Source organism: Paenibacillus sp. FSL R5-0475 (assembly GCF_038004585.1).
Taxonomy (GTDB): domain Bacteria; phylum Bacillota; class Bacilli; order Paenibacillales; family Paenibacillaceae; genus Paenibacillus_AQ.
The window spans coordinates 4,009,314-4,025,965 of sequence record NZ_JBBORK010000001.1 but is presented as its reverse complement, the minus strand read 5'-3'; the positions used below and the strand labels follow the sequence as shown (position 1 = coordinate 4,025,965).

Annotated in this window: 17 protein-coding genes; 13 read left to right on the top strand and 4 right to left on the bottom strand. The window is 43.2% G+C overall.

From position 1 onward, the window contains the following. Nucleotides 1-271 precede the first annotated feature (271 nt). From MKX41_RS18070 to MKX41_RS18050, 5 genes are read left to right on the top strand one after another with little or no spacing between them, the layout of a single operon-like run. The gene (locus MKX41_RS18070) at nt 272-1,288 is read left to right on the top strand and encodes an ABC transporter ATP-binding protein (protein ID WP_042191077.1); all 1,017 of its coding nucleotides are present in this window, start codon (nt 272-274) and stop codon (nt 1,286-1,288) included. Next, nucleotides 1,275-2,210, top strand: coding sequence for an ABC transporter ATP-binding protein (locus MKX41_RS18065; RefSeq protein WP_076284832.1), 936 nt, complete (start codon nt 1,275-1,277; stop codon nt 2,208-2,210). The genes MKX41_RS18070 and MKX41_RS18065 overlap by 14 nt, the downstream gene beginning before the upstream one ends. A gap of 4 nt (nt 2,211-2,214) precedes the next feature. Next, nucleotides 2,215-3,177 carry an oligopeptide ABC transporter permease gene (gene opp4B / locus MKX41_RS18060; protein WP_076284831.1) on the top strand — a complete coding sequence of 321 codons (963 nt, stop codon included), beginning with the start codon at nt 2,215-2,217 and terminating at the stop codon, nt 3,175-3,177. Between the two features lie 27 nt (nt 3,178-3,204). Beyond that, on the top strand, nt 3,205-4,110 hold the full coding sequence (locus MKX41_RS18055) for an ABC transporter permease (RefSeq protein WP_076284830.1): 906 nt from the start codon (nt 3,205-3,207) through the stop codon (nt 4,108-4,110). Between the two features lie 19 nt (nt 4,111-4,129). Next, nucleotides 4,130-5,977, top strand: coding sequence for an oligopeptide ABC transporter substrate-binding protein (locus MKX41_RS18050; protein WP_076284829.1), 1,848 nt, complete (start codon nt 4,130-4,132; stop codon nt 5,975-5,977). A gap of 338 nt (nt 5,978-6,315) precedes the next feature. Here the strand turns inward: MKX41_RS18050 and mnmA are convergent, their stop codons facing one another. After that, a complete protein-coding gene (gene mnmA, locus MKX41_RS18045) occupies nt 6,316-7,437 on the bottom strand; it encodes a tRNA 2-thiouridine(34) synthase MnmA (protein ID WP_340974977.1) in 1,122 nt (373 codons plus the stop codon). Nucleotides 7,438-7,729: 292 nt separating this feature from the next. On the opposite strand from mnmA, the gene cymR reads away from it, so the two are divergent. Continuing rightward, on the top strand, nt 7,730-8,149 hold the full coding sequence (gene cymR, locus MKX41_RS18040) for a cysteine metabolism transcriptional regulator CymR (RefSeq protein ID WP_042191066.1): 420 nt from the start codon (nt 7,730-7,732) through the stop codon (nt 8,147-8,149). A 222-nt stretch (nt 8,150-8,371) separates the two neighbouring features. On the opposite strand, the gene MKX41_RS18035 is transcribed toward cymR, so the two are convergent. Both MKX41_RS18035 and MKX41_RS18030 read right to left on the bottom strand, forming a co-directional pair. Beyond that, the gene (locus MKX41_RS18035; RefSeq protein ID WP_076284828.1) at nt 8,372-9,589 is read right to left on the bottom strand and encodes a sialidase family protein; all 1,218 of its coding nucleotides are present in this window, start codon (nt 9,587-9,589) and stop codon (nt 8,372-8,374) included. A 33-nt stretch (nt 9,590-9,622) separates the two neighbouring features. Further along, complete coding sequence (locus tag MKX41_RS18030; RefSeq protein WP_042191062.1) at nt 9,623-9,988, bottom strand: hypothetical protein; 366 nt, start codon at nt 9,986-9,988, stop codon at nt 9,623-9,625. Nucleotides 9,989-10,187: 199 nt separating this feature from the next. On the opposite strand from MKX41_RS18030, the gene MKX41_RS18025 reads away from it, so the two are divergent. The 3 genes from MKX41_RS18025 to MKX41_RS18015 all read left to right on the top strand — a co-directional run bounded on the left by MKX41_RS18025 (nt 10,188) and on the right by MKX41_RS18015 (nt 13,051). Then, complete coding sequence (locus MKX41_RS18025; RefSeq protein WP_042191060.1) at nt 10,188-10,562, top strand: hypothetical protein; 375 nt, start codon at nt 10,188-10,190, stop codon at nt 10,560-10,562. Between the two features lie 157 nt (nt 10,563-10,719). After that, nucleotides 10,720-11,928: a glycosyltransferase family 2 protein gene (locus tag MKX41_RS18020; protein ID WP_076284827.1), complete on the top strand. Its 1,209-nt coding sequence runs from the start codon at nt 10,720-10,722 to the stop codon at nt 11,926-11,928. 25 nt (nt 11,929-11,953) lie between these two features. After that, the gene (locus MKX41_RS18015) at nt 11,954-13,051 is read left to right on the top strand and encodes a glycosyltransferase family 4 protein (protein ID WP_340972351.1); all 1,098 of its coding nucleotides are present in this window, start codon (nt 11,954-11,956) and stop codon (nt 13,049-13,051) included. Nucleotides 13,052-13,127: 76 nt separating this feature from the next. On the opposite strand, the gene MKX41_RS18010 is transcribed toward MKX41_RS18015, so the two are convergent. Next, nucleotides 13,128-13,802 carry an SOS response-associated peptidase gene (locus MKX41_RS18010; protein WP_340972348.1) on the bottom strand — a complete coding sequence of 225 codons (675 nt, stop codon included), beginning with the start codon at nt 13,800-13,802 and terminating at the stop codon, nt 13,128-13,130. Between the two features lie 125 nt (nt 13,803-13,927). Between MKX41_RS18010 and MKX41_RS18005 the strand changes: the two genes are divergently transcribed. The 4 genes from MKX41_RS18005 to MKX41_RS17990 all read left to right on the top strand — a co-directional run bounded on the left by MKX41_RS18005 (nt 13,928) and on the right by MKX41_RS17990 (nt 16,597). Continuing rightward, nucleotides 13,928-14,377, top strand: coding sequence for a DUF523 domain-containing protein (locus MKX41_RS18005; protein WP_076299720.1), 450 nt, complete (start codon nt 13,928-13,930; stop codon nt 14,375-14,377). A gap of 229 nt (nt 14,378-14,606) precedes the next feature. Next, nucleotides 14,607-15,752, top strand: coding sequence for a cysteine desulfurase family protein (locus tag MKX41_RS18000; protein WP_340972346.1), 1,146 nt, complete (start codon nt 14,607-14,609; stop codon nt 15,750-15,752). Nucleotides 15,753-15,851: 99 nt separating this feature from the next. After that, on the top strand, nt 15,852-16,373 hold the full coding sequence (locus MKX41_RS17995; RefSeq protein WP_042191050.1) for a PRC-barrel domain-containing protein: 522 nt from the start codon (nt 15,852-15,854) through the stop codon (nt 16,371-16,373). 14 nt (nt 16,374-16,387) lie between these two features. Next, nucleotides 16,388-16,597 carry a hypothetical protein gene (locus tag MKX41_RS17990; protein ID WP_036677557.1) on the top strand — a complete coding sequence of 70 codons (210 nt, stop codon included), beginning with the start codon at nt 16,388-16,390 and terminating at the stop codon, nt 16,595-16,597. Nucleotides 16,598-16,652: the final 55 nt, after the last annotated feature.

Genomic DNA, 16,652 nt, shown 5'->3' with positions numbered 1-16,652 from the left:
TTTTTTTGTTGTCTGCGTTACTTTTAATCACATGAACGAATTTTTTTATAGGAAAAGATTGATAATTTACCATAAGTTAATTAAAATGAACTACAAAGTTACGGAGAAACAAGTTTTAATTCCGATGGAAGTACTTGTACTATTCTTAATGGTGTTAATAATCATAACAGTCAATGTTTGATATGTTTCATGAAAAGAATGCTGTTATATCAAAATTTACATAATATTTCATTGGGTAAATTTTGAAACTTTTGCCGTTAGGGGGATTAATTTGAGCGAAGAATTACTAGAAATCAAGAATTTGTCCACATCGTTCAGAATCGTAGATGACTATTATGCTGCAGTAGACGATGTTACCCTGTCCGTTCGCAAAAATGAGATTCTTGCCATTGTTGGAGAATCCGGCTCAGGAAAAAGTGCGCTCGCCTTTTCAATTATGGGATTGCACACAAGGGCCAAAATAGACGGACAAATCAAATACAAAGGTCAGGATATCGTTACTATGTCTCCTGCTGCACTCAACAAGCTGCGCGGTCAAGAAATGTCTATGATTTTTCAAGATCCTTTATCCGCATTAAATCCACTCATGATTATCGGTTCACAGATTGAAGAAGTACTCATCCTACATGATTCCAAGCTTTCGAAGAAGCAAAGAAAAGAGAAGGTCATTGATCTTTTGACCAAGGTTGGAATCTCCCGTCCCGAACATACATATCAGCAGTATCCCCACGAATTATCTGGTGGAATGAGGCAGAGGGTTGTGATTGCTATTGCGATTGCCAACGGCCCCAAGCTTTTGATCGCCGATGAGCCGACTACGGCACTAGATGTAACCATCCAATTGCAAATTCTTGAACTTATAAAAAAATTAAAAAACGATATGCAAGCAGGCATTATCTTAATTACCCATGATCTAGGGGTTGTGAGTGAAATGGCTGACCGGGTTGCGGTAATGTACGCCGGGCAAATCGTAGAAATCGCAGATATTTATACATTAACGTCTAATCCAAAGCATCCGTATACAAGATCCTTGTTGAACTCCATTCCAACCGTTAAAGAAGAGAAGTCTAGACTTCATGTGATTCAGGGAATTGTCCCACCATTACAGAATCTTCCGCGTAAAGGATGCCGTTTCGCGGCCCGAACACCTTGGATTCCGGAATGGGAGCATGAGGAAAATCCGCAGCTGCATGAAGTAGCCCCAGGGCATTTTGTTCGCTGCACCTGCCATAATAACTTTCATTTCCCGGATACTAACGAGGAGGCAATCTACAATGGGACTTCTTGAGGTTAAAAATTTAGCAGTTCATTTTCCAATCCACGGCGGCGTTTTTCGAAGGGAAATTGGCGTAGTCAAGGCAGTTGATAATGTTAGTTTTACTATTGAAGCAGGCAAAACTTACGGTTTGGTTGGTGAATCCGGATCAGGTAAGACGACTACTGGTCGTGGAATCATTGGACTCAATTCTATTACTAGCGGCAGTGTGATTTTTGAAGGACAGGATTTGGCTTCAAAGGGTGTACGTAAGCAAAAAAATATCCGCAAGGACATTCAGATGATCTTTCAGGATCCGTACTCTTCCTTGAATCCAAAGAAACGTGTGCTGGATATTATTGCTGAACCCTTACGTAATTTCGAAAAGATGTCTCCGGGCGAAGAAAAAAGACGTGTGCAGGAATTGCTTTTGCAGGTTGGATTAAGTCCTGAAAATATTCTTAAATATCCGCATGAATTCTCAGGCGGTCAGCGGCAGCGGATCGGTATTGCAAGAGCTATTGCGCTCAAACCGAAGTTGATTATTGCGGATGAACCTGTCTCTGCGCTGGATGTTTCCGTACAGGCACAGGTGCTCAATTTTATGCAGGATATTCAAAAAGAACTGAATCTTACGTTTCTGTTCATCAGTCATGATCTCGGAATCATTAGGCATATGTGTGATCACATTGGGATTATGTATAAAGGACGTCATGTGGAGCAAGGGACTGCTAAAGATATTTTTGACAATCCTCGCCATATTTATACCAAACGTCTAATTGCTGCCATTCCTGATATTGATCCTAAGCAAAGAGAGAAGCAGACGGAGTTTAGAAAATCAGTAAGTCTGGAATATGAACAAGCGCACCGGAATTATTTTGATGAACAAGGCATGCCTTATCCATTGAAATCCATTTCCGAGACTCATCTGGTAGCCTTGCCTGAGAAAGGTTGAGAATATGTGGAAGATTATTGTTCGTAGAATTCTTATTATGATTCCTCAAATATTTCTATTAAGTATTCTTGTTTTTCTAATGGCGAAGGCGATGCCGGGAGATGCGTTATCAGGGATGCTTGATCCAAATATTGATCCTGCGGCCATCGATGCGATGAGAGAAAAGCTAGGCTTAAATGATCCGTGGTACATCCAGTACTGGGATTGGATCACTAAAGCGATTCAAGGTGATTTTGGTCAATCCTTCCGTTTCAAAATGCCTGTATCAGAGCTTATCGGTCAACGCCTCATGAATACACTTTGGCTGGCGATTGTCACGCTGATCCTTACATACCTTATTGCTATTCCACTTGGTATTACTAGCGGTCGTTATAACGATTCATGGCTGGATCGCCTCATTACTGGATACACCTATATTGGCTTTGCCGCACCATTGTTTATTTTCGCTCTCTTAATGGTATGGCTCTTCGGATTTCATCTTCATTGGTTTCCTACTAGCGGTAGTGTTAGTCCTGGAGAAGTTCCGGGTACGCTAAGCCACTTCTGGAGTAAGTTATACCATTTGCTACTCCCTGCTTTATCAATGGCGCTGATTGCAACGGTAGGAACGGTACAATATTTGCGAAATGAGATTATTGATACGAAGCAAAAGGATTTCATCCTCACCGCAAGAGCAAAAGGTGCTTCAGAGTCGCGCGTCTATAATCGACATATATTGAGAAATTCCTTACTGCCAATTGCTGCATTTTTCGGATATGAGATTACTGGACTGATCGGCGGAACGGTGTTCGTTGAAAGTATCTTTAGTTATCCGGGTATGGGTATGTTGTTCCTCAGCTCGATAACGATCCGGGATTTCAGCGTAGTAACGGCCCTAGTTCTTCTGTATGGGGTTGCTGCCATCGTCGGTGCGTTGTTATCAGACATTATCTTAAGTATCGTAGATCCGCGTATCCGGATTAAATAAGAAGATGAACACTTTGAGGTGAATGAAATGGCAAAGACAAGCGCAGAGATAGCTCTGCTGCAGGAAACAGATAAAAGTCCATCAGGCTTCAGAATTGTTTGGCGAGAGATTATCCGGGATAAATTGGCTTTGGTCTCACTGGTTTTCCTATTTGCGATTATCGCCGCTGTTTATGGGATTTCCTTATTTTTAGATCAAAAAGAAATTGTTACGGTTGACTTGTTCGCCCTTTATGAGAAGCCTTCGGCTGTACACTGGCTAGGGACCGATTATGGAGGACGGGATGTATTCGGTCAATTAATTATAGGCACACGAAATTCCATGTCGATTGCTTTTATGGTTACTTTTTTTACGGGAGTCATCGGTATTCTAGTAGGTTTGATCTCAGGTTACTTTGGTGGAACGATAGATAATATTTCGATGCGTGTTGTAGATTTCTTCATGATTTTGCCTTTTATAATGATTGTTATAGCTTTTGTGAGTGCAGTTCCTAAATACAATACGTTAACCTTCTCCTTTATCATGACTGCCTTTCTATGGATGGGGATTGCCAGGTTAATTCGTTCCAAGACGTTACAAGAGAAGGAACTGGATTACGTTCAGGCATCTAAGACCCTAGGTTCCTCCAATCTTAAAATAATGTTCACACAAGTGCTGCCGAACTTAAGCTCAATCATTATCGTCACGATGACTTTAAATTTGGCAGCTAATATTGGATTGGAATCAGGCCTATCCTTTCTAGGTTTTGGTTTTCCAGAAAGTACACCCAGTCTGGGTACTCTTGTAAGCTATGCGAGAAATCCGCAAACGCTTGAGTTCAGATGGTGGATCTGGTTACCCGCATCACTGCTGATCTTGGTACTGATGTTGAGTATAAATAATGTGGGTCAAGCGCTCAAACGTGCGACCGACGCAAGACAAAGAAAAGGATAATAAGGGAGGAAATGATTAAATGAGAAAAGCCATTCGTTCAAAAGCTTTACTAGTTTCATTAATGTTAGTAATGTTGTTCGCTCTTGCGGCTTGCGGCTCCAAGAACAACAACGGAGCGGCTGAGTCAACAGCAGCACCAAGTGCCAGTGCTCCTGCGGAAACCGCAGAAGCGACGGCAGCACCTGAAGCAGAAGACGGACTTTATAACATTAAGGATTTCAGTAACATTAAGACTAATCAAGGTGAAGCTATTGATGGCGGAACAATTACTTTTGGACTCGTTTCCGACAGTCCGTTTGAAGGTACCTTGAACTTGAACTTCTATTCTGGAGCTCCAGATTCTGAAGTGCTGAATTGGTTCGATGAAGGCTTGTTAACTTGGGACAAAGACTATGTGTACACGAATGATGGTGCAGCAACTTATGAAGTAGCAGAAGATGGACGGACCTTTACCTTTACAATTCGCGACAATGTGAACTGGCAGGATGGAAAGCCAGTGACAGCAGAAGATTGGCTGTTCGCGCATGAGGTTATTGGTAATCCGAAATATGATGGTCCACGTTACGGCTCTGACTTTACGAATATTGAAGGTATGGAAGAATACCACTCCGGAAAAGCAAAGACCATTTCTGGTATTAAAGTTCTGGGTGAGAAGAAGCTGCAAATTACTTATCTTAAATCTTCCCCTTCCCTGTTAACGGGTGGCATATGGATTTATCCATTAGCTAAACATATCTTTGGTGGTATGGATGTTGCCAAAATCTCCTCATCCCCTGAAGTTCGTCAAAAGCCAATTGGCTTCGGAGCTTTTAAAGTGGAAAGTATCGTTCCTGGTGAGTCTGTAGTATTCGTTAAGAATGAAGATTACTGGCGCGGCGCACCTAAATTGGATAAAGTAATTTTGAAGGTAATCAACCCTACGACTGTTGTGCAAGAACTGAAGTCTGGTGGAGTTGACTTGGTGGATGCCTTCCCTATCGATCAATTCCCAGATAATGCAAAAATGTCAAATGTCGAGTATCTCGGTGCTGTTGACCGTGCATATACGTATATTGGATTTAAGCTAGGTAAATGGGATGCAGAGAAAAAAGTCGTTGCTACCGATCCTAAAGCTAAAATGGCGGATGTGAACCTGCGTAAAGCTATGTGGGCTGCTGTAGACAATGATACAGTGGGTAAGAAATTCTATAGTGGTCTTCGCTGGAATGCAACAACTTTAATTCCACCTTCCCATCCGGAATTCCATGATGCTTCTAATCCAGGTGTACCTTATGATCCAGAAGCTGCTAAGAAGATCTTGGATGACGCTGGTTACAAACTTAACGGTGAATTTAGAACGAATCCGGATGGCAGTGAGCTGAAGATTAATTTCATCTCGATGACAGGATCGGACATTGCAGAACCATTGGCTCAATATTATGTACAATCCTGGAAAGCGATTGGTCTGAATGTGAATTTGGAGATGGTAGAATTTAATACGTTCTATGATCGTGTTGGACAAAATGGTGAGGATGATCCTTCTGTGGATGTTTACCAAGGTGCTTGGACTGTAGGGATTGATGTTGACCCAACAGGTCTTTATGGTAAAGACGCGATCTTTAACTTCCCGCGTTACTCGAGTGCAGAGAATGATCGTTTGCTCACCGAAGGAGTCTCCGAGGATGCATTCGATGTAAATAAACGTAAAGAGATCTATAAAGAATGGCAACAGTTTATGGTTAACGAGATTCCTGTATTCCCTACGCTTTATCGTGCGGCCCTAGTTCCGGTCAACAACCGTATACTGAATTATGGAATTGGTGATGGAACTGGACTTTACTATAATGACATTGCAGTTTCTGCGGATAAAGCTGCAGTAGCTCAGTAAATAGAAACAACACAGAACAGCAGTTCAGGGAGAGTTTCCTGAACTGCTATTTGTTTGATTCTATTTGAATCGCTCATTTGGTTATTATTCGCTTCAAAGTGGTTAGTTGTATTTCATGCAACTAAAACCTAAATTTTAGAGCTAAGAATGTAATATAACTGTACTTCATACATCTATTTTCCGGATGTGAAGATAAATAAGGGTTATCGGGGATTTTAACTGTACATACTACAACTAAATCGAAAAGGGATTCTGAACACAAGAAATAGCTGTATAAAATACAGCTATTTCTTGTGTTTTCGTATATTAGAGTTAATGTTGTAAGTTATAGAATACACTTAAACTTGCGCTGAAGGAACAACCTTCTCGGCATATTCTATCGTTCCGCCACCGAGACATTGCTCACCGAGATAGAAGACAACGGCTTGGCCAGGTGTTATCGCTTTTTGTGGAACATCAAAGTCTACGTTTATCGTTCCGTCTTCCCGTGCTGTAAGGGTCACGCCCTGATCAGGCTGGCGATAGCGGAATTTGGCGGTGCATTTTAGCGGCTCAAGACCTAGCTCTTGCCCGTTAATCCAGTTTACACCGGAGGCAATCAGACTAGTGGAGTACAGGCTGTGGTGCTTGTCTCCTTGAACTACATAAAGAATGTTGCGGCTAAGATCTTTTTCGGCTACAAACCAAGGTTCACCGTTACCGGAGCCACCAATGCCAAGGCCTTGGCGTTGACCCAATGTATAGTACATAAGTCCATCGTGGCGGCCTTTGATTTCTCCAGTTGTTATATCTACCATATCACCCGATTGTGCTGGAAGATACTGGCTGAGGAATTCGCGGAAGTTACGCTCACCGATGAAGCAAACGCCTGTGCTATCTTTTTTCTTGGCAGTATAGAGTCCGGCTTCTTCGGCAATTCTCCGAACTTCCGGTTTCGGAAGATGACCAATCGGGAACATTGCTTTAGAGAGTTGATACTGTCCCAGCGCATTCAAGAAATAGGTCTGGTCTTTATTGTTATCTACACCGCGGAGTAGCTTATACACACCATCTTCTTCTATAACACGTGCATAATGTCCAGTCGCTACATAATCGGCGCCAAGCTGAAGGGCTTTGTTCAGGAACTCTCCGAACTTGATCTCTCGGTTGCACATGACGTCTGGATTCGGCGTCCGGCCGGCCTTATATTCATCGAGGAAATAAGAAAATACTTTGTCGAAGTATTCCTTCTCGAAATTAACGGTATAGTAAGGAATATCAATCTGCTCGCATACGCGGCGAACATCCTCTGCATCGCTTTCGGCCGTACATACTCCGAATTCGTCGGTATCGTCCCAATTTTTCATGAAGATGCCGATGACGTCATAGCCCTGCTGCTTGAGCAGAAGCGCCGTGACGGAGGAATCGACCCCTCCGGACATGCCGACGACGACACGGGTGTCTTGTTTTGCTTTTGTCATCGTAATCACCATTTCTGTACCCAAAATACCGGTCATTCATGGAACACCCGGCTCAAAATGTATTATAACATACCTGTCTACTGTAAAGCCTAAAATAAGAGGCTGAGAATAGAAAAATGTCCACCAGGGGTGAACATTCTTGCAAAATGTTTCGTTTGCCATTTCATTTGTGACTTCGAATATGATAACATAAACTAAGAGTAATCATCGGAATACCTTGATATGACAAACGCATGACTTACCGAATCAATAGTATACAATAACTAGACACTAAACCGAAAGAGGTGCCCCTTTGAAAATATCAACCAAAGGACGTTACGGACTAACAATTATGATGGAGCTTGCACTGAAATTTGGTGAAGGACCGACCTCACTTAAGAGTATCGCTGAGAAAAATGGACTTTCTGAACACTATCTGGAGCAGCTAATTGCTCCTCTGCGTAACGCAGGACTGGTAAAAAGTATTCGTGGTGCATACGGTGGATACATTTTATCACGTGAGGCTAGTGCTATCACAGCGGGTGACATCATTCGTGTGCTAGAGGGCCCAATTTCTCCAGTAGATTTTACTGAAGAAGATGATGCAGCAAAACGCGATTTATGGCTGCGTATTCGCGATAGCATCGCCGACGTACTAGATTCCACGACTCTTCATGACTTGATTAATTATAAAGAAGAGAGCTTGGCGGACAACTATATGTTCTACATATAGTTAATGTATTTGGAATAAAAAACTTAAAGTTATAGCATTATCGATGTTTAAGCCCCCTTTTTGGGGGCTTTTTTAATGGGAAAATCACATTCAGAGTAATCAATGAAGCTTGGCTTCTTGATTACCGGGAGAATGGTCAAGGTTAGTCTCGCTACGCAAAAAAAGGATGCCCTATATTCGCTCGGCATCCTTTTAATTAATCATCAGAAGTTTATTAATAGCTTATTGATTATCACCAAACCAGATGTTCTCTGTACCGGTCCGCGTGTCCGTCCATACGCTCACTAGACGGCCTGTTTGGGGGACAATGGCATTGCCGATGTAGTCCCCAATTAGGGGAATACCGGTGACGTCAAAGGAAGTTGTCGTTATACGGGTGTTTGTAAACGTCATCCCCCCATCTCTAGATGTAGCTAGATAAACATCAAGGTTGAGGGGATTGACTCGATTAGTGTAATAGGTAACGAATATTGCACCATCCGCAGGGGATACGGTGATGGCTGGGAAAAAGTTTTGGGAGCCCACCGGACTACCTGTAATGGATATTGGTGCCCCCCAATCCACACCGAAATTGGTGGAAGTGGCAAGAAAAATATCGGAATAACCTTCTCGAAAATCTTGCCATACAGCATAGACATTACCTCGCGTCGTCGGTGCATTAGAAATATCTGCTGCGAGGGAAGGGTATGTCAGACATCTAAATGTATATCCCGGCAATGGATCTGGTGGGACTACAACGCTGGCGACCATGGTTTCAGGAGTAAAAGTGACCCCACCGTCTGAGGATGTGCGAATTTTAAGATCAGTATTACCGGGAGGCTGATTGATCCATCCCACGATAACAATCCCATTTAATGTAATCGCTATACCGGGGAATTCTTCGAATTCTTCGACCGAAGACAGCAGGGAGGGGCTGGAATAGGTATTACCGTTATCTAGGGAACGATTGAAGAATATCGTATTTCCCGGTATGAATTGTGTGTTGTAATCATGCGTATAACCAGTATATACATTTCCAAAAAAAGGACTTGATCCAGCTTTGTCGGTGACAACGACCACCTGATCATCATTTACAAACTGCCCAAACCCTTGATTCACGATGACTGGCGGTCCGAATGAAGAAGCATTGTCGGCAGATGTATAGGATACGATCGACCCGCTGAGACCGTCTGAATCGAAGGCGTGGGCTAATACTACGAAAGTGGTCGGAAAAATATAATCAATATGTGGTGCTTCGATGCCTGCAAATCCTGTCGGTAACGGCAATAACGTTGTTGTCCAAGTGGCACCTGCGTCAATAGATTTGTATAAACCTATATTAGGAGGGCCTGATCGAAGATCTACAGCTACGGCAACCATAACTGAAGGATTAAGCCAATTTACCGCGATAGTGGGCTCAAACTGAACGCTTGCGCTCGGCGAAATTTGAATATTAGCCATGCTAAGCTCCTTTCGTCATAGAGTTTTCGTTACTTACGGGTTCAGCTGAGCTATGAAAGTAAGTTCGGATTGCAGCACTCTTTGATGGGGGATGACGTTTCCTGACGAATCCGTTCCGAACACCGTGATAATCGTGTCTGCCGGTGCGTTTCCAGTTACGAGAAATTGGACTTCATAAGCTGAATTGCCTGCGATATTAAAACTGAGAAACTGGCTGGTGTTCGCATTAACATTTAATGAGTTGGAGTAGACTAAACCTTTACTAACCAAGGTATTCCATACGTAAACGTGATAGACTACGTTAGATGAAAAACTAAGGTTGTCATTATCGATATTAATGACCACGTTGGATGCTGGGGTAGTACCTGTGTTCGTAATGATGCCTGTTGTTGTTGCCATGAGCTTCACCTCTTTATTAGTTTGCTATATATATATGAATTGAGATTCATTGTGTTTGGACAAGGGAATCAGAAAAATCGCGGAAATTGGAAATATGAGAGGTATGCTATTATTCCATGAATCTCCCCTTCCTCTTGCCTCGCAACTTACAAATTAATCCTGAATAAATTGATAGAAAATGAGGGGAGGAGTGATGGAAATGGCTTTTACAACAGGTCTTATTACTAATACGAGAGCTACTGGTACTGCAGCAAGTAATGTAGTGGTCAGCGTTCGCAACACAAGTAACGCGAGTGCAATGATGATCGTCGAAGTTTTCGGCGTTCCATATTCAACGCTTGCACTAACACCACTGTATGTCACAGGTTATTATGTTCCAGCAATGAGTTCTGATGTCAGAGAGTTCTTCATTGCAGGGAATGTCGCTTACGAGGTTCAGGTAAGTAGTCCTTATCCATTGGCTAATGTGGTGTGCTCCATGTACGGATTGGATGAGTTCGGAAATCTTGTTACAGAACAGAGAGTGCTTCAATCTGAATTAACGGAGATTACCGCACTTTCTTTACCTGTATAACAGTATTTTGGGGAAATCAAGAAGCAACCACCGATGAGAATTGGGTGGTTGCTTCTTTTTTAGGCGCAATAAATCCTCTTAGAGGCATTCACACAGGCACAAAGGTGGAATTTAAATATACTAATTTTATACTCCAATGTAGAGAGAGGTAAAAATCATGGCGGATGTAGGAGTAGTTATGCCTTTGTATACCCAAAAGCCGGAATTCCTCCGGCAAGCTCTGGAGTCTGTTCTGCGCCAAACCTTCACCGAATTTCGACTGATCATTGTAATTGATGGTGCACCAGATATGGAACCGCTTGTGAGATCAATAATTGCTGAGGATCCAAGGGTAACTATTATCTCTTATGTACAGAACAGGGGTATTGCACATGCGCTGAATACGGGCTTTGATCTTTTATTTAGCGAACCGAGTATTCAGTATTTGAGCTGGGTCTCCAGCGATAATGTTTATGAACCCCGTTTTCTCGAAATCCTTCGAGGGGCACTTGTGAAGGGGCCGCAGGAGCTAGGAATCGTGTACAGTTCTTTTCAAAGTATAGATAACGAGGGAAACCTACTTCATAACGAGCATCAGCTAGCTACTCAGCGAAATTACCAGTCACAGCCCAAAGAGAGATTGCTGGATTACTCGCTTATTGGTGTTTCTTTCATGTACAAATCGCAGGTTGCGAAGCTTGTTGGGGGGTACGGAATGGAGCCGGTGGAGGATTATGATTACTGGCTGAGACTTGCTGAACATTGTGATATTCGCTTTATCCCCGTGGAGCTGGTGAATTATCGTGTGGACTCTACCTTTAGTGTATCTGCACAGTTACATTCCACTGAAAATCATCGGAGATGGAGATATACGTACCACTTGACCCGCCATCAGGCGCGATTCCGTAGAGGGATTCGTCCTATGATTACCGTTTTATATCCTGTAGTAAATGCTGGTGCGGAGGAAATAGCGAGGATAGAGAATTTGTATGAACAGACGTATAGCAATTATGAGTGTCGGGTGCTGGATTTATCACTTACGGGTCAACCATCTGTTCTAATAGGTTCAATCCCTCATCCTGCAACAGAGTTTGTTTACATGCCAGGAGTTGTGGAGTCGCACGCGATTTGTGGAGCGCTAGAGCACTTGGCCACTCCCTACACGATAGTTTTAGGTCCCAAGATTTTCATTGGAGCACTCGATATTGAATACATGCTGGAGGCTTTGATTACTACCGGTGGAGACACGATCTCCAATTATTATACAGATGATCATAGCTTGATTGGATTCCGGCATAGACATGTCCCATCGACTAAAAATCACTACTATAATGAGCTGTTTCGAAGCACAGACTTGTATGATTTGTTGAAGATCTATTTTTCCTAAAATAATATGTGAATGAGTGATCGTAATGAAGATTTTGTTCACCTTCTTCAACCCGAGCGGCGGCATGCAGACCCTGAACCGAGTGCGCTGCCAAGCATTACATGATCGCGGTGTAGAGTGTCATTTGTTGTACACACACCCTGGAAAAGGGCAGCAAAATATCCCTAATATTCAAACCTATATTACCAATAATGATGACGAGATCAGGGGACTGCTCACTCGGGAAGCTTTTGACTTGATTGTAGTGTGTACGGATATTTACTTAGCGGAGAGGTTTAGAGGGTTTGGTTACAAGGGGCCGCTTGTTTTTGAGGTGCAGGGATTGGGGACCTTAGATGAAGCGGAGCAAGTTATTAGTAATTTTAATGAGCGGATTCACAAGCTAACCGATGCACTGCTCTATCCAGAAACCACTCATTTGCAGACGCTTTTTAAAGGTGGATTTCCATCTGTTAGTCAATATTGCTTTGACAATCCGATCGATTGCGATCAGTTTGGATATACCAATTATCCCGCAAAAAGCTTTCCCATCCTCGGCTGGGTGGGACGAATTCAAACGAATAAGAACTGGAGAGAATTTCTACAAATCGGACAACGGCTGCTGGCGATCCATCCCGAGTTTTATTTATGGATTTTTCAGGACGATACTTTGTTTGAGCCGGAGCAAAAAGAGAGCTTCGAACAATTTGTAGCCGAGACAGGGATTTCCTCACGTTTGATTTCGCATTCCAATGTTCCTCACGGGCAAATGGCAGATTATATGAGCATTATTGGTGACTCGGGTGGACTGCTATGTTCAACCTCTATTCTCGAGGGGTTTGGGTACGCAGTAGCCGAGGCGATGTTGTGTCGTTGTCCTGTTCTTACTACGGATTCGGATGGCATTCGGAGACTTGTCATTAATAATCATACTGGAAAAATATACACAAGAGGGCAGCTGGATGAAGCTGTGAATGCTGCTTTATCTTTAATGCATGATCCAGCACTGCGGGACAGAATTAGGATGAATGGCGAATGGCATATCCGAAACAATCTTTCCTCCAGGCTGTATGCGGATAGATTTCTCCAGATGTCTCATCAATTGATGAGACGCCGGTCTAAGATCGAGCGTCGATGGTCTTAACTCTGCGGTTATGCCGCAGGGTTAAGATGTTTTTTTAAATATAAGAATTTATATGCTTACGTTATAAATTATCCTTCTATTTCTGCGCCTCTTCAATTAATTCCTTTGCATCATTCCTAACATTTCCGACAGCCATGGAAACTGGATAGGCTCGCATTAGTTGTTGATCATACGGTTTCAGGAGCTTTATTAGAGAGGTAGTGTCCTGATTGCCCCGATCCAGCCACTCTGTCTCATCCTCAGGCTTCAAAATAACCGGCATGCGATTATGGATTTCAGCCATAAGCTCGTTCGGAGTAGTCGTTATAATCGTGCAGGTACTTAGTTTATTACCCTCAGGGTCCATCCAAATATCATATAATCCGGCCATAGAGAAAATACCTCCATCGCGCATCACGATCCGCATGGGTTGTTTGCTGCTGCCCTGCACCTTCCATTCGTAGAAGCCGTCAGATGGGATGATGCAGCGGCGTGAGCTTACTAAGCGCTTGAAAGAAGGTTTCTCCAGCAGCGATTCTGCCCGGGCATTGATCATTTTATTGCCGATTTTGTCATCCTTTGCCCATGAAGGAACAAGGCCCCAACGCAGATCCCCAAGCTTATTGCTGGAACCTGTATTAATGACTGCCGGAATTTGCTGCATGGGCGCGGCGTTATATTTAGGGGCATAGTGGATAATGGTTGAATCATTCGCAAAATATCTGACCATCAACTCTTCCATAGTGACGGTTATTGTATAGCGTCCGCACATTATTTACACTCCCCAGTCAGTAGATTAGAAGTTCACTCCGTTTACAGCTTAATTTCATCATGTTATGCTCGGAATATTTCTTATTATAAACGAAGCGGAATGAATGAAGAAAGAGGTGCTCATTGGTGATTTTGGTAAGCTCTTGTCTAGCTGGCATGAAGGTGAGATATAATGGTACGGATTGTTTGGATGAGAAAATTCAGAAGCTTTTGAATGATAATCAAGCTATTGCTGTGTGTCCAGAGTTGCTGGGAGGATTCTCAACGCCTAGAGAACCAGCCGAAATCATTGGTGGGAATGGCGAGGATGTGCTGGCAGGGACGGCTAAAGTAGTGGATCGATCAGGTACAGATGTTACAGATATGTATTTAAAGGGTGCTTATATCACGCTTGCAAAAGCCCAAGAGGTATCAGCTACGATGGTAGTGCTTAAAGAAAACAGTCCTTCTTGCGGCAGCAGTATGATTTATAATGGGGAATTCAAAGGGAAGAAAATAGCCGGAAATGGCGTTACTACAGCTTTACTTAGAAAAAATGGCATTGAGGTAACCTCTGAAGAGAACTGGCTACTATAATCCTAGCTTCATAGGGAAATGATTACAATATTGTGTTCTTTCGCTTGTGGAAAACTCACTTCTCGCGCGGTATAATTTAATAGTTCCAAGTATAAACGCCTTCGGCGTCCTTTTTAGGACGGTTAGCGTTTAAGCGAGAAATATAAGGATAATGTATAATGTGAAACTTATACCTTCTTATATTTTTAGAAGAACTAGTTTCCTATACTCTAGAAGCGGAGAAATGAATATGAAATCCATCTATTTGGACCACGCCGCATCAACCCCGGTTCATCCCGAGGTGGCTAAGGTCATGCTGAATATAATGACAGAACAATACGGAAATGCATCGAGTGTACATCAGTTCGGGCGTTCAGCTAAAAGAATATTGAACGAGGCGCGCGATAATATCGCCGCCTTTTTGGGCTGTTCACCTGACGAGTGGGTGTTCACTGGAGGCGGCACCGAGAGCGACAATTTAGCGCTCTATGGAGCAGCAGCTGCAGTTTCCCATAAAGGAAAACATATTATCACCACCCAGATCGAGCATCATGCAGTGTTACATACCTGCGAAGAGCTAGAGAAGGAAGGCTTCAAAGTTACCTATCTCCCTGTGGATTCGACGGGCAGGGTATCTGTTACAGACGTAGAGGCTGCATTGCAGGAAGACACGGTGTTGATCAGCGTAATGTATGCCAATAATGAAGTCGGCACCGTTCAGCCTATCCAGGAGATTGGTCAGCTTGCTAGAGAACGGGGAATTCTGTTCCATGTAGATGCTGTACAAGCTCTAGGTGCACTCCCTATTACACTCCGAGAGCTTCCAGTAGATTACATGAGCTTTACTGCTCATAAGATCAATGGGCCTCAAGGGATCGGTGGTTTATACGTTCGAAGCGGAGCGCCACTGCATCCAAGACTTCATGGCGGCCTTCAGGAGCGCGGCAGACGTGCCGGAACAGAGAATCTAGCCGGAGCAGCTGGGTTTGCCAAAGCCGTTGAAATAGCGGTTAATGGGCTGTCAGAACGTCAACAGAATATGAAGCTCCTACGCAGTAGACTGCTCGAGGAGCTGGATACTCTGATTGGACGGGAGCGTTACTCGCTTAACGGTAATACCGAGGAGTTTTTGCCTAGTATTCTGAATTTGAGCTTCCCAGGGGCTGGGACAGATGTTATGCTGATGAACCTGGATATGGAGGGGATTGCGGCAGCAAGTGGTTCGGCTTGCACCTCAGGATCCCTGGAAATATCTCATGTTCTGAAAGCAATGGGACTTCCCCAAAATATTTTAGAGTCTGCGATTCGATTTAGTATCGGTTTGGGTAATACTACTGAAGAAATCGAGTACGTTGCTCGAAAAGTTGAAACCATTTTGAATCGCCTACGTAAATGAGACTAGTTACTCTAGGTTTCGATCTGTATCGGGGCGATTCGGGCTTTTGGCTTTCTGAGAACTCGTAAGTACACTCAAAGTGAGGGGACCGAGGCAGCCATGAGACTACAAGATCTGATCGGCTTGGCTGTATTTGAAGTTGAAGAGGGGAATGAAATCGGCAAGATTGTCGATATTCTACTCGATTCAAACTGGAATATTACGGGTATTGAACTGGAAAGCAAATCTTTTTTTGGTGGCCATGTGAAATTTGTGGCATGGAAAGATATTGTGGCCTACGGCGAGGATGCTGTCATGATTCGTAGTAAAGAGTCGATTGATAAGACAGATGCCGATCATATACCTTGTACTTTTCTATTAGGAAAGAACAAACTTAAGGATTTGAAAGTACTGACTACAACTGGAACTATACTTGGACGAATATCGGATGTTTATTTTGACCAAAAGTTGGGAAACACAATAGGAGCGCTGGAAATCAGTGACGGGCTTGTGACTGATTTGATCGAAGGCCGCAAATGGCTGCCTTGTTCTGATGAGATGTCCATTGGTGAGAATGCTTTAATGGTTCCTGCAATGAGCGAAGAACGGCTACAAAAAGCCATTAATATTGTTAACGGATAGGTGGAATGTATTATATGAAGTGTCCAAATTGTAACTCCAAAGATATCGGAAAGATTGGTTCCCACCAGTTCTATTGCTGGGGCTGTTTCATTGAATTGACGGTAAACGGCGAGAAAATGTCGGTGTATCAAGTTGAAGAAGATGGCACACTCAGCTCGCTGGACGATCTCTTCTCCGGGGATGATATGACTCAGGATTTCCCGCAAATTCATGCGTCGTCTTAACTATGAATCTTGCTTTGTAAGCAAGAATGATCTATGTACTTAAAGCGTCAATCTC